Below are 13627 nucleotides of genomic sequence, written 5' to 3' on the forward strand. Positions count from 1 at the left end.
TAGAGAATCACTGGCCCCACGAATCACGCAAGGTCACGGTACGGTTGAATACCGGCTGACCGGGTTTCGAGTCCTTGATGTCCGCGCAGAAGTAACCTTCGCGCTCGAACTGGAAACGGTCTTCCGGCTGTGCGTCGCCCAGCGATGGCTCGGCACGACAACCTGTGAGTACTTGCAGGGAGTCAGGGTTGATGTTGTCGAGGAAACTCGCGCTGTCTTCGGCCTTCTCGGGGTTTGGCGAACGGAACAGGCGATCGTACAGGCGCACTTCGCATTCGATGCTGGCCGCGGCCGGTACCCAGTGCACCACGCCCTTGACCTTGCGGCCTTCGGGGTTCTTGCCCAGGGTGTCCGGATCGTACGAGCAGCGCAGTTCGACGATGTTGCCAGCGGCGTCCTTGATCGCCTCGTCGGCGCGGATCACATAGCTGCCGCGCAGGCGCACTTCGCCGTTCGGCTCCAGGCGCTTGTAGCCTTTTGGCGGCTCTTCCATGAAGTCGTCACGGTCGATGTAGATTTCGCGCGCGAACGGCAGCTTGCGCACGCCCAGCTCTTCTTTTTGCGGATGACGCGGCAATTCGAGGTTTTCGACCTGGCCTTCGGGGTAGTTGGTGATCATGACTTTCAACGGCCGCAACACACACATGGCGCGCGGAGCGTTCGCGTCAAGGTCCTGGCGGATGCTGAACTCGAGCATGCCGAAATCGACCACACCGTCGGAACGGTTGGTACCGACCATCTCGCAGAAATTGCGGATCGACGCCGGGGTGTAACCGCGCCGGCGGAAGCCCGACAGCGTCGACATGCGCGGGTCATCCCAACCGTGCACGTGCTTTTCATCCACCAGTTGCTTGAGCTTGCGCTTGCTGGTGATGGTGTAGTTCAGGTTCAGGCGGCTGAACTCGTACTGACGCGGTTGCGCCGGCACCGGCAGATTGCTCAGGAACCATTCGTACAGCGGGCGATGGCTCTCGAACTCCAGGGTGCAGATGGAGTGGGTGATGCCTTCGATGGCGTCGGACTGGCCATGGGTGAAGTCGTAGTTGGGGTAGATGCACCACGTGTCACCGGTCTGGTGGTGATGGGCGTGGCGGATGCGGTACATGATCGGGTCGCGCAGGTTCATGTTCGGCGAGGCCATGTCGATCTTCGCGCGCAGCACGCGGGCGCCGTCCGGGAACTCGCCGGCGCGCATGCGGTTGAACCAGTCGAGGTTCTCCTCTACCGAACGGTCGCGGAACGGGCTGTTCTTGCCCGGCTCGGTCAGGGTGCCACGGTATTCCCTGGCCTGTTCCGGGCTCAGGTCGTCGACGTAGGCCTTGCCGGCCTTGATCAGCTCGACGGCCCAATCGAACAACTGGTCGAAATACTTGGAGGCATAGCGCACTTCACCGGACCATTCGAAGCCCAGCCACTTGATGTCGCTTTCGATGGCGTCGATGTATTCCTGGTCTTCCTTGGCCGGGTTGGTGTCGTCGAAACGCAGGTGCGTGACACCGCCGAATTCCTGGGCCAGGCCGAAGTTCACGCAGATCGACTTGGCGTGTCCGATGTGCAGGTAGCCGTTGGGCTCTGGCGGAAAGCGGGTGACGATCTGCGTGTGCTTGCCCGAATCGAGGTCCGCCTGGATGATCGGACGCAGGAAATTGACCGGGACGGCAGGTCCGGCCTTGGAATTCGAGGTAGGGTCGACAGTGGGCTTGCTCATAGGATCCTTGAACAGACAGGTTCGTGGCCGGGTGAGGCCAGACAAAACAAAGGGCTTATCATAGCCGAAGCGGTCAACCACCTGACAGGCCACGGCCAAAAACTGCTGCTTTAATTGCTGCTTTAATGACAGGCGCGGTAAAAAACCACCTCAAAATTCCTGCAAGGCACGCTAAACTGCGCGCCCTGGCCGCCGTTTGGCCAGACAGGTAAAGCGTTCAAACGCCCAAACCCACGAATTCCCTGAAAAGAGTAGTGAACATGACTCAAGTCAAACTGACCACCAACCACGGTGACATCGTCATCGAGCTGAACGCCGAGAAAGCGCCGATCACCGTCGCCAACTTCATCGAGTACGTAAAGGCCGGCCACTACGAAAACACGGTTTTCCACCGCGTCATCGGCAACTTCATGATCCAGGGCGGCGGTTTCGAGCCGGGCATGAAAGAGAAGAAAGACAAGCGTCCAAGCATCCAGAACGAAGCGGACAACGGCCTTTCCAACGACAAGTACACCGTCGCCATGGCGCGTACCATGGAGCCGCATTCGGCCTCCGCGCAGTTCTTCATCAACGTCGCCGACAACGCTTTCCTCAACCACAGCGGCAAGAACGTGCAGGGCTGGGGCTATGCAGTGTTCGGCAAAGTCACCGAAGGCACTGACGTTGTCGACAAGATCAAAGGCGTGTCCACCACCTCCAAGGCCGGTCACCAGGACGTTCCAGCAGAAGACGTGATCGTCGAGAAAGCCGAGATCGTTGGGTGATATTGCTGATTTCAGATTTGCATCTGGAAGAGGAGCGCCCGGACATTACCCGGGCGTTTCTGGATCTGCTCCATGGCCGCGCCCGTGGCGCCCAGGCGTTGTACATTCTGGGGGACTTTTTTGAAGCCTGGATTGGCGACGATGGGATGACGCCGTTCCAGCGCTCCATTGGCGAGGCGCTGCGCGAACTCAGCGACGGCGGCACCGCAATTTTTATCATGCACGGCAACCGCGACTTCCTGCTCGGCAAGGCGTTCTGCAAACTGGCAGGCGCCCGGCTGCTCAAGGACCCGAGTGTCGTGCAGTTGTACGACGAGCCCGTGCTGTTGATGCACGGCGACAGCCTCTGCACCCGCGACCTTGGCTATATGAAGCTGCGGCGCATCCTGCGTAACCCTGTCGTGCTGTTTGTCCTGCGCCACCTGCCGCTACGCAGCCGCCACAGGCTGGCGCGCAAGCTGCGCAGTGAAAGCCGCGCGCAAACGCGGATGAAGGCCAACGACATCGTCGATGTCACCCCCGAAGAAGTGCCGCAGGTGATGCAGCAATTCGGCGTGCGCACCCTGGTCCATGGCCACACGCACCGCCCTGCCATCCACAAGCTGCAGATTGGCGACCAGGCGGCCAGGCGCATTGTGCTGGGCGACTGGGACAGGCAAGGCTGGGTGTTGCAGGTGGATGAGCAGGGTTTTCAACTGGCGGCGTTTGATTTTGTGAACCCGCAGCTGGCCCTGCCAGGCGCCTGACGCAAGAACACAACAGATCAACTGTGGGAGCAAGCCCCCTCCCACCTTTTGACCCGGCACCTGCTCAGGTCAGTGCCCGGAAGCCTGCGGTCCGGCCTTGGCGCCGAACGGCGGCTTGGCCAGCCACACCACCAACATCAGCGCCACGAACAGCCAGCCCATCAGCGTGAAGTAATCCACAGTGGACATCATGTACGCCTGGCTGGTCACTATCTGATCCAGTTGCGCATAGCCCTTCTGCCCTGCCCCGCCAAGCGCCTGCAATGCATCACGGGTGGTCGAGTCGTACGTGTTGATGTTCTCGCTCAGGTAGGCATGGTGCTGATCCGCCCGGCGAATCCAGATCCAGGTGGTGAGCGAGGCGGCGAAACTGCCGCCAAGGGTTCGCAGGAAAGTCGCAAGCCCCGCGCCGTCGGCAATCTGACTCGGTGGCAGGTCGGACATCAGGATGGTCAGGGTCGGCATGAAGAACAGCGCCACGCCGATGCCCATGAACAACTGCACCAGCGCGATATGCGTGAAGTCCACCTCGTTGGTGAAACCCGCACGCATGAAACAGCTTAGCCCCATCGCCAGAAACGACAGCGCCGCCAGCAGACGCAGGTCGAATTTGTTCGCGTATTTGCCCACGAACGGCGACATCAGTACCGGCAGGATCCCGATCGGCGCCACCGCCAGACCCGCCCAGGTGGCGGTGTAGCCCATCTGGGTTTGCAGCCACTGCGGCAGGATCAGGTTGATCCCGAAGAAAGCGGCATAACCGCCGATCATCACGATAGTGCCGACCCGAAAGTTGCGGTAGGCGAACAGCCTCAGGTTAACCACAGGGTGCTTGTCGGTCATTTCCCAGATCACGAAAAACGCCAGCGCAACCGCCGAGATCACCGACCCGATGATGATGAAGTTGGATTCGAACCAGTCCAGGTTGTTGCCCTTGTCGAGGATGATCTGCAAGGCACCGACGCCAATGATCAAGCTCAGCAGACCGATGTAATCCATCGGCTGATAGCTGGTCTCCACCGGCCGCTTCTTCAACTGCGCACGCACCACGAGCACGGCAAAGATGCCCAGGGGCACGTTGATAAAAAAGATCCACGGCCAGCTGTAGCTGTCCGTGATCCAGCCGCCAAGGATAGGCCCGGCAATCGGCGCCACCACCGTCACCATCGCCAATAACGCCAGGGCCATGCCACGCCTGGCGGGCGGATAGACTGCAATCAGCAAGGTTTGGGTCATCGGGTACAACGGCCCCGCGACCAGGCCCTGCACCACACGAAATGCGATCAGCTCCGGCATCGAGGTGGAAATGCCACACATAAACGAGGCCAGCACAAACAGCATGGTCGCCCACAAAAACAGCTTCACCTCGCCAAAGCGCCGGCTCAACCAGCCGGTGAGCGGCAAGGCAATCGCGTTGCTCACCGCAAACGAGGTGATGACCCAGGTGCCCTGCTCCGAACTCACGCCAAGGTTGCCGGAGATGGTCGGCAGCGCGACGTTGGCGATGGTGGTGTCGAGCACCTGCATGAAGGTCGCCAGCGACAGGCCAATGGTGGCCATCAGCAGGCTGGGCGGCGTGAAGGAGGCGTTATTGCTCATCAGCGTTGCGCAGCCTTGGGAGCGGCGACGCTGTTGTCATGGATCAACTGACTGATCATGGCATCGGCTTCGGCCAGTTGGCGGTCATACACATTGGTGGTGAACGTCGCCTTTTGCGGCGCCTGCTGCGCGAGCACCGGGCCGCTCTTGTCGTGCAGATCGACGTTGACCACAGTACTCAAGCCCACCCGCAGCGGATGCTGGGCCAGCTCCTCGGCGTTGATATGGATGCGCACCGGCACCCGTTGCACGATCTTGATCCAGTTGCCGGTGGCGTTCTGCGCCGGCAGCAGGGCAAACGCGCTGCCGGTGCCGGCGCCGAGGCTGTCGACGGTGCCGCTGTATTTGACGTCGCTGCCGTAGATATCCGACTCGATGTCCACCGGCTGGCCGATGCGCATGTCGCGCAGTTGGGTTTCCTTGAAGTTGGCGTCGATCCACAGCTGGTTCAGCGGGATCACCGCCATCAACGAAGTGCCGGGCTGCACACGCTGGCCCAGTTGCACGGTGCGCTTGGCCACGTAGCCGGTGACCGGCGCGATCAAGGTGCTGCGCGCATTGCTAAGGTAAGCCTGGCGCAGTTGCGCGGCGGCGGTCTGCACATCGGGGTGGGAGGAAATTACCGTGTCATCCACCAGGGCATTGCTGGTTTTGAGCTGTTGTTCGAGGTTGGTCAGGGCATTTTTTGCGGCGGTCAGGCTGTCACGGGCGTGGGACAGCTCTTCCTGGGAAATCGCCCCGCCCTGGGCCAGGGTCTTGCGACGGTTGTAGTTGTCCTGGGCGGTTTGCACGTCGGCCTTCTGCGCGTTGACCTGAGCTTTCATGCCATCGACATTGCTGTACAAGCCGCGCACCTGGCGCACCGTGCGGGCGAGGTTGGCCTGGGCACTTTGCAAACCGACGGCGGCGTCGTTGGGGTCGAAGTTGATCAGCACCTGGCCTTCGTGGACCAGATCGCCATCGTCGGCGCCGATGCTGACCACGGTGCCAGTGACCAGCGGGGTGATTTCCACCACGTTGCCGTTCACATAGGCGTCGTCGGTGCTTTCATTGAAGCGCCCATAAAATTCATACCAGCCCCACACGCCCAGGGCGCCGAGGATCACGATCAGCGCCAGGCCGATCAGCATGATCCTGCGCTTGCGCGGGTTGCTGTCAGTGTTGGGTTGCTCTGTTGCGTTGCTGTTTTCGGCGGTAGCCATGACAAATACCTCACATTATTCCGTGCGTGCAGCGGGGGTGGTCGACGCCACATCTGCGGCGCTGTAGCCGCCCCCCAGGGCCTGCATCAATTGAATCGACAGATCGATCTGCGCAGCCTTCAGGCTGGCCAGTTGGCGTTGGGCCTGGAGCAATTGCTGCTCGATGCTCAGCACATCCAGGTAATTCCCGATGCCTGAGCTGTAGCGTTGCAGCCCGGTGTCGTAGGACTGCCGCGCAATGTCCGCCGCGTGTTGCTGGGCCTGGATCTGCCGCGCGGTGTCACGCAGTTGCGCGAGCGTGCTGCCGATATCGCCCAGGGCCTGCACCAGGGTTTTGTTGTACTGGGCCACGGCCAGGTCGTAATCGGCGTCGCGCGCATCGAGGTCGGCGCGCAGGCGGCCGCCGTCGAAGATCGGCAGCGAGATCGTCGGCGCAATGTTGAAAAAACGGCTGGTCGAACCGAACATCGCATCCCCCAGCAACGACTCGGCCCCGGCGCTCGCGCTCAGGTTGAGGTTGGGGTAGAAGCGCGTCTTGCTGGCGGCAATGTCCTTGCTCGCGGCCTCGACACGCCAGCGCGCGGCGATCAGGTCCGGGCGGCGGCCGAGCAGCTCGGCAGGCAGCACCGAAGGCACGGCCACGGCGGCGGGTTGCAGCACTGCGGGACGGGCCAGTTCACTGCCACGGTCCGGGCCTTTGCCAAGCAACACGGCGAGAGCGATGCTGGCGCTCTGCAGCTGTTTTTCCGCATCGATCAGTTGCGACTGGGCGCTGGCTTCCAGGCTTTCGGTCTGCTGGTACTGGTACTGGCTGTCGATCCCGGAGTTCAGGCGGCGCTGGCTCAGGTCGAGCATCTGGCGGGTGCGCTTGAGGTCGTCATTGGCCAGGTCACGCACGATATGCGCCTGGCCGAGGTCGCTGTAGGCCTTGGCCACGTTCGCGGCCAGGGTCAGACGCGCGGCCTGCTGGTCGACTTCGGCGGCACGGGCCTGACCCAACGCGGCTTCCCAGGCAGCACGCTGGCCGCCCCACAGGTCGAAGGTGTAATTGAAGCTGGCGCCGATGTTGCGCACGGTCGAATAGGCATCGCCCTCGCCGCGCGGGTCCTGGTCGCGGGCCAGGCGCGAACGGCTCACGCCGGCGCTGGCATCCACGGTGGGCAGGCGCGCGGCGTTGGCCGCATAGGCGGCCGCTTCGGCCTGGTGGGCACGGGCGCTGGCCACTTGCATGTCCGGACTGTTGCGCAGGGCTTCCTGAATCAGGCCGTCCAACTGCGGGTCGCCAAGGCGCTTCCACCAGTCGGCCGCCGGCCAGGCCGCACTCGAGAGCTTCACGCCAGCGAGGGACTTGCCGGTTTGCAGGGTGTTGGCATCAAGGCGCTGGCCCTGGGTGTCGAGACCGCTGTAGTTGGCGCAACCAGCCATGCTCATGGCCACCAGCACCAGGCATAACGCACGTGTGTTCATTCTGTACCTACCCGCTGGATGACGATGGCGTCACCCGCTGCCACGAGGATTTTCTTGAGAATTCTTTCGAGGGTCTGCAACTCGCCGGGCTCCAGGGCGCCGGCCAGCTCATTCATCGACTGCGCGCCGATGTGCGGCAGCATGTCCGCAAGGCGCTGGCCGTCTTCGGTGAGCACCAGCCGCACTTGGCGCCGGTCCTGTTCGGAACGCTGGCGGGCCAACAAGCCCTTTTGCTCCAGGCGGTCGAGCATGCGGGTCATCGAGCCGCTGTCCAGCGACAGGTTGCGGCACAACTCGGCCGGGGTGTCGACGTCGAACTGGGCGATGATGATCAACACCTTGAACTGCGCGGCAGTGACGCCGTGGGGTTCCATATGGGTGTCGATGATGCGGTCCTTGAGCAACGCCGCCCGCCCCAGCAACAGGCCGAGATGACAGTGACGAAAGCTGTCAGAGGTGAAATGGGTCATCGAAAGTCACCTTATTACTGCCTAGGCAGCGAATGTGTGACGAGATGTTACTGCTTAGGCAGCGAATGTCAAATGGAATTATTAGCTTGCTTGGTATCTAGCCGAGATATGGCTGAAATGCCATCAGCCATGAAAGAGGGGTTTGCGTCCGATGGCGGTGTGTCAGCCAGAGATAAGCTGACTGATCCACCGCTATCGGGAGCAAGCCCCCTCCCACCGTTTCTGATTGAGTAAAGACTTAGAAATCGCGTTTGTAGAAGATGTCCAGCGAGCTGGCCACGCCGGTCGCGACTTCCAGGTACACCTTCTTACTCAACAGGTAGCGCAAGGCGATGGTGTTGGCCGGCTCGAACACCCCCACCCCGTAACGCAGGCTCAGCTTTTCGTTGATCTTGCCGCTGGCGACCACGGCGGTCTTGTTGCCGGCGCCCTGGGTGTCGAGATCGAAATCCTGGATGCCCAGCTTGTTGGCAATGTCGGTGGTCACCCCGGAGCTGCCCATCAAACCCAGGCCAAGCGCCGCTTCGGCGAGCATGTTGTTGTCTTCGCCGTTGTTGGTGCGCGAACGCCCCAGCACCAGATACGACAGCGCATCCTCCTGGGCCATGGCCGGCTCGGAGAAGATCTGCGTGGTGGGCTGCTCGGCGCTGCCGCTCAAGCGAATACCGGCCGTCACCGTTCGCGAAGCCTCGGTGGTGACGCGTACCGCTTCGATATCCAGAAACGGTTGGTCCAGTGGCCCGGCGAACAACAGCCGCGCACGCCGCACATTGAGGCGTTGCCCATAAGCGCGGTAGCGGCCGTCGTTGAGCCACAGCTCGCCGCGGGTGTCGAGGTTATCGCCGACATGCACATGGCCCTGCACTTTGGCCGTGAGGCCAAAGCCTGCGAAGTTGAGCTTGTCTTCGCCCACTTCCACGTCAATATCCATGGCCATCGCCATCGGCGGCTTGCCCTCTTCGGTCTGGCTGCCGACGATCACTGTGTCATCGGAGACCTTGACCGTGGACGGCGGCAACTCACGCACGGTGATGTCGCCACGCGGGATACGGACCTTGCCGGCAACCGCCAGCTTGTCGTTCCTGAGGCTGATCTTCAGGTCGGGCGCCACTTCCAGCACGGCGTAAGGCTCGACCGTCACCGGCAACTGTGAACCTGTGAGGCTGAGGTCGACCGCCAGCGCCTGGCCCCAGTCGATTTGCCCCTTGAGGCTGCCCTGTCCGGCCTTGCCACTGCGCCAGCCGCCGTTGAGTTGCACACTTTCGCCAGCGATCAGCGCTTGCACGTTGAGGTCCTGGAGACTGAGCGGCAGTTCCGGCCCGGAGATTTCGCCGCCCACCAGATTGACGCTGCCGTTGACCAGGGGCGCAAGCAAGCCGCCGGAAATGCGGCCATTGCCGTTGAGCTTGCCGGTGAGTGTTTCCACCATCGGCACGAATGGCCGCGCCACCGCCAGGTCCAGGCCGGTGAGGCTGAAGTTGCCGGTGATCGGCTTGTTGGCGGGCAATGGATTGATCTGTGCCTGCAATAACAATTCGCCCAGTTTGCCGCCACGAAAATTCAGCTGAGTGTCGATGCGCTTGGGGTTGAGGGTGGTTTCCAGCTTGAGGGTGTCATAGGGAAAATCCAGCCACTGGGCCTTGTCCTTGATACGCAAGGTGCCGCCACTGGCGTCCACCGAGACCACGCCCTTCGGGCCGCTTTCCGGAAGATCGAGCTGCACGTCGGCGTTGAGCCTGCCCTGCCAGGCGAAATCCTTGGGCAAAAAGGCCGCCAGGCTGTCGATCGGGAATTGCTTGAGGTGGTAGCGCAGCTTGGGCTCGGGCATCAGACGCTGGTCTTCGCCGCACAGGCTGGCGCCACCGGAGACCCAGCAATGGGCGGCGAACGTCAGCTTGCCATCCGCCAGACGCTCGATCCTGGCCGGGGCCTGCAGCCGCCAATCCTGGCCACCGGCTTGCACGTCGCCGCTGGCCAGGCGCCCGCGCCAGTTGCCTTTGTCGAGGTTGCCGTCCAGCGCGAGCGCCAGCTTGACCAGCGGGCCGACGAGGTCCAACTGGACTTTCTGGCTCTTGATATCGCCTTGGGCACTGGCGGTGAGCGTGCCGACCTGGGTCTCGCCGCTTTGGATGCCACTGCCCTTGAGGTCGATCCTGGCGCGCTTGGCGTTATCCAGGGTGGCGTCGAGACTGAGGTGTTGCAGGTGATTGTCGGCAAACGCCAACTGCTGGCCCTTGAGGTCAAGCTTGCCTTGCGGCGCCTTCAAGGTGCCAGCCACGTTGAGCCGGCCGTTGACCTGGCCGCGCAGTTGCGGCCACAGCTGGGCCAGGCGCGCCAGCTTGATGTCGATCTGGCCGGCCAAACGCTGTTGCAGGCTGCCACTGCCGTTGATGCGGTTGTCGCCCAGGCGAATATCCAGGTTGGCGAGGGTCCATTGCTCGCCCGCGCCTTCGGCCTTGGCGGCGAACACGGCGGCTTGCCCGCGCAGCTGGCCTTTGAGGTTGAGGTCGGCGTCAAGCTTGAGTTGATCGTTCTTGAACGCCCCCTTGCTGCGCAGCGGCCCGGCCAGCGTGCCGGGCAATTCAGCCACCCAGTACGCGGGGTTCAGCGCCGATAGATCCAGCGCCGTGTCCCAGGTGATGCCATCGGCGAACTGCAGGTTCAGATGGCCTTGCGCCCTGCCCTGGCCTGCGGTGAGTTTCAGCTCGGGCAGGAACACTTGCTTGAGATCACCACTGAACGGCGTGACCACGGTGAACTTGCCCGCAGGCCCATTGAGGTCGGCCTTGAGGTTGCCCAGGTAGTTGCCGTCTTTATAGGATATTTCGCCGTTGAAGGTGTGCAAGGCGACCTGCGGTTCGTCGATCAGCGGGTAAAGGCGATGCCAGGGGAAGTCGAGCCAGTCGATTTTGGCGTCGGCGCTGAAGCCTTGTTGCCAGTCCAGGTTGGCGCTGAGCTCAAGCCTTTGCTTGTCATCCCCATGCAGGCTCAGTTGAGCGATCTGCGCCCCCTTGGTGTCGGCCCGTCCCCGGAGCAACAGATCGATGGGCTGCTTCTCGTCCAATAGTTTGCCGTAGCCTGAAAGCATGAAGCCGTTGGCCAGATCCCCCTTTGCCATCAGCACCAGTTTATTGAATGTCAGGGTGTCCGGCAGATCGGCGCCGGGTTTGAAGCCTTCAGTATCAATCATCGCCTGCGCCGGCAGGTTTTCGGCCAGCGGCTGCAGATCGACCAATAGTTTGCCGGGCAGGTAGCCGCGGCTGTCGCCTTCAACGTTAAGCGTCTTGAGGAGATTGCCATCGACCTTCAGCGCAACCGTCCACGGCGCGCCACCGGGCGCGTACGGCAGACTGAGGTTACCGGTGGCGTTCAACGGCCAGTCGCCGACAGGTTGTAGCAGGCCAGCAAGGTCGAGCACCAGGCCATCGCGCTCCAGGTGCACCGAGTCGATCTGCAGACCGGCGCTTGTCCAATGGGCCGCCAGTTGCAGGCCCTTGAGCGCCTCACTGCCGTTGAACAGCAGGCTACCGACGCGCACATCACCCAATTGGATAGCCACGGGCAGCTTCAACTCCGGCAACGCTACGGGGCCACTGCTCGCGTCGGCGCTCGGCGCCAATTGCAGGCTGACTCGCTCCACATCCAGCTGATCGACGCATACTGTCATCCGCAACAGGCAACCCGGCGACCACGCCAGTTTCGGCGCACCCAGTTCGACGCGGCTGGCATCCTGCTGCCACACCAGGTGATCGGCACTCCATTGCCCGCCCAGTCGTCCCTGAAAATTCTCGACACTCAAACCCGGCACCCGGCCCAGCGCCCAGCGGCTGCCCGCCTCGGTTCCCAATACAGCCCACAGCGCCAGCACTACCAGAGCGAGGACCGCGACCAGCGCCAGCCCCGCAATTTTCAAACCACGCATCACAGCTCAGGCCCCATGGAAAAGTGCAATCGAATGCCGCCCGGGTCTTCCAGGGCATGGGCCAGGTCGAGACGGATCGGACCTACCGGTGAAACCCAGCGTACGCCAACGCCCACACCGGTTTTCAGACTTGGCATCTCCAGGGAGTTGAACGAGTTGCCTTGGTCAATAAAGGTTGCGATGCGCCACTTTTCGGCGATGGAATATTGGTATTCGGCGCTCAGGGCCACCATGTAACGGCCACCGATACGGTCGCCACGGTCGTTCTCCGGCGACAGGGTCTGGTACTCGTAACCCCGCACGCTCTGGTCACCACCGGCAAAGAAGCGTAGCGATGGCGGCACGGACTGGTAGCCGTTGGTGGCGCTGCCGCCGAACTGCGCACGGCCAAGGAAACGGTGGTTGTCCCACAAGGTGGTCAAGCCCTTGATCGTGGCAGTGCCGTAAAGCAGGTTGGTGTCCGAGCCCAGGCCTTCCTTGGCAACCTTGGCGTCGAAGGCCAGGCGATAACCGTTATGCGGGTCGATGCGGTTGTCACTGCGCAGGTAGGAATAGTTGATACCCGGCATCACCAGGTTGCTCAGGCCCGAGTCATTGCCCAGGCGGTATTCCTCACGCTGGTACTTGAGCGAGATCACACGCGTCCAGCCGCTGGGTAACTTGCTGTGCCACTCCGGACCGACGGTGAGCAATTTACTCAAGGCGTCGGTGTTGGCAATTTCTTCATTCTGGTAGCCACCGGCAAAGCGAAGCTTGTCGGTGAGCGGCGGGTCAAGCGGGACGTCGTACCACAGGCCGACGTTCTGCCGTGGCGCCGACAGTTCCGCCTCCCAGCCGTAGCTGTGCCCTTGGGGGTTGACCCAATGACGCGTCCAGTTGGCCTTGCCGCGCGGGCCCACATCGGTGGAGTAACCAAGGCCCAGTCCCATGGTGCGTGGCTTGCGGGTTTCCAGCTGCACGGCCACCGGGATCACGTCGTCTTTCGCGCCGGCTGGGGTTGCGTCCACGCGCACGCCTTCGAAGAAGCCGCTGGCTTGCAGGTTCTGATTGAGTTCGGCGATCAGTTCGGAGTCGTACGGCGTGCCACTCTTGAACGGTACCATGCGTTGCAGCAGGTCTTCGTCGAACGGGGTGTCGCCGGTAAAACTGACCTTGCCCATGCTGTAGCGCGGGCCGCTGTCGTAGACCAGGTCGATGTCGGCCACGCCGGCCTTCGGGTCCACCGAGAGGGTCTGGCGGGTAAAGCGACCGCTGAAAAAACCATAGCGCGAGGCCTGGTTCTGGATCAGGCGCTTGGCGTCTTCGTAATGACCGTGGTTGAGCACCGCGCCGGACTTGAGGTCGTCACTGGCAGGCAGACGAAAGGACTTGAGGTTCGCGGCCTGGCCGTCGACCCGAAGGGTCACGTTGCGCAAATGCACCGGCTCGCCGGGGTCGATGGTGAGGATCAGGCGCGGATTCTTGCCGCCCTTCACGTCACTGGCGATCTGCGACTGATAGAAACCCAATGCCTGGGCGGCTTTGCGCGCCTGCTCTTCGGCACCGCGACTGAACCGCAGCAAGGCTTCTTCGTCACGATCGCCAACCCCGCCGATATAGCCTTCGATGTTGGCTTTCAACGCGTCGTTTGCGGGCTTGATCCGCACGTCCAATTCGCTTTGCGCCCATGCGCCGCAGCTTGTGAACAGCAGAACCAAGCCGCTGGTAAATTTTCCTGGAAGCTTCATAGGCGCGGATGCTACATGAGCG

Annotated in this window: 9 protein-coding genes; 2 read left to right on the plus strand and 7 right to left on the minus strand. The window is 62.3% G+C overall.

The annotated features are described in order from the left end of the window. Positions 1-7 precede the first annotated feature (7 nt). On the minus strand, positions 8-1708 hold the full coding sequence (locus tag TU79_RS08400) for a glutamine--tRNA ligase/YqeY domain fusion protein (RefSeq protein ID WP_057007551.1): 1701 nt from the start codon (positions 1706-1708) through the stop codon (positions 8-10). Positions 1709-1968: 260 nt separating this feature from the next. Between TU79_RS08400 and TU79_RS08405 the strand changes: the two genes are divergently transcribed. Next, positions 1969-2472 (plus strand): peptidylprolyl isomerase, encoded by a 504-nt coding sequence (locus TU79_RS08405; RefSeq protein ID WP_003174772.1) that lies wholly within the window; start codon positions 1969-1971, stop codon positions 2470-2472. Then, positions 2469-3218, plus strand: a complete 750-nt coding sequence (lpxH, locus tag TU79_RS08410) for a UDP-2,3-diacylglucosamine diphosphatase (RefSeq protein WP_057007552.1) — start codon at positions 2469-2471, stop codon at positions 3216-3218. Before TU79_RS08405 ends, lpxH begins: the two co-directional genes overlap by 4 nt. Positions 3219-3287: 69 nt before the next feature. Here lpxH and TU79_RS08415 read toward each other — a convergent pair whose 3' ends face one another. The 6 genes from TU79_RS08415 to TU79_RS08440 all read right to left on the minus strand — a co-directional run bounded on the left by TU79_RS08415 (position 3288) and on the right by TU79_RS08440 (position 13605). Continuing rightward, on the minus strand, positions 3288-4817 hold the full coding sequence (locus tag TU79_RS08415) for a DHA2 family efflux MFS transporter permease subunit (RefSeq protein WP_057007553.1): 1530 nt from the start codon (positions 4815-4817) through the stop codon (positions 3288-3290). Beyond that, positions 4817-6019: an HlyD/EmrA/EmrK family protein gene (locus TU79_RS08420; RefSeq protein WP_057007554.1), complete on the minus strand. Its 1203-nt coding sequence runs from the start codon at positions 6017-6019 to the stop codon at positions 4817-4819. The genes TU79_RS08415 and TU79_RS08420 overlap by 1 nt, the downstream gene beginning before the upstream one ends. Positions 6020-6034: 15 nt before the next feature. Continuing rightward, complete coding sequence (locus TU79_RS08425; protein WP_057007555.1) at positions 6035-7486, minus strand: efflux transporter outer membrane subunit; 1452 nt, start codon at positions 7484-7486, stop codon at positions 6035-6037. Next, positions 7483-7956, minus strand: coding sequence for a MarR family winged helix-turn-helix transcriptional regulator (locus TU79_RS08430; protein ID WP_057007556.1), 474 nt, complete (start codon positions 7954-7956; stop codon positions 7483-7485). Before TU79_RS08430 ends, TU79_RS08425 begins: the two co-directional genes overlap by 4 nt. Before the next feature lie 238 nt (positions 7957-8194). Next, entirely contained in the window at positions 8195-11878 is a 3684-nt protein-coding gene (locus tag TU79_RS08435) for a translocation/assembly module TamB domain-containing protein (RefSeq protein ID WP_082638423.1), read from the minus strand. Then, the gene (locus TU79_RS08440; RefSeq protein ID WP_057007558.1) at positions 11878-13605 is read right to left on the minus strand and encodes an autotransporter assembly complex protein TamA; all 1728 of its coding nucleotides are present in this window, start codon (positions 13603-13605) and stop codon (positions 11878-11880) included. The genes TU79_RS08435 and TU79_RS08440 overlap by 1 nt, the downstream gene beginning before the upstream one ends. Positions 13606-13627 lie beyond the last annotated feature (22 nt).

The sequence above is a fragment of the Pseudomonas trivialis genome (genome assembly GCF_001439805.1).
GTDB lineage: Bacteria > Pseudomonadota > Gammaproteobacteria > Pseudomonadales > Pseudomonadaceae > Aquipseudomonas > Aquipseudomonas trivialis.

Coding starts and splice junctions, on each gene's coding strand:
- TU79_RS08405 (WP_003174772.1), top strand. CDS start 1,969: ATGACTCAAGTCAAACTGACCACCAACCACGGTGACATCGTCATCGAG.
- TU79_RS08435 (WP_082638423.1), bottom strand. CDS start 11,878: ATGCGTGGTTTGAAAATTGCGGGGCTGGCGCTGGTCGCGGTCCTCGCT.
- TU79_RS08430 (WP_057007556.1), bottom strand. CDS start 7,956: ATGACCCATTTCACCTCTGACAGCTTTCGTCACTGTCATCTCGGCCTG.
- TU79_RS08420 (WP_057007554.1), bottom strand. CDS start 6,019: ATGGCTACCGCCGAAAACAGCAACGCAACAGAGCAACCCAACACTGAC.
- TU79_RS08425 (WP_057007555.1), bottom strand. CDS start 7,486: ATGAACACACGTGCGTTATGCCTGGTGCTGGTGGCCATGAGCATGGCT.
- TU79_RS08415 (WP_057007553.1), bottom strand. CDS start 4,817: ATGAGCAATAACGCCTCCTTCACGCCGCCCAGCCTGCTGATGGCCACC.
- TU79_RS08400 (WP_057007551.1), bottom strand. CDS start 1,708: ATGAGCAAGCCCACTGTCGACCCTACCTCGAATTCCAAGGCCGGACCT.
- TU79_RS08440 (WP_057007558.1), bottom strand. CDS start 13,605: ATGAAGCTTCCAGGAAAATTTACCAGCGGCTTGGTTCTGCTGTTCACA.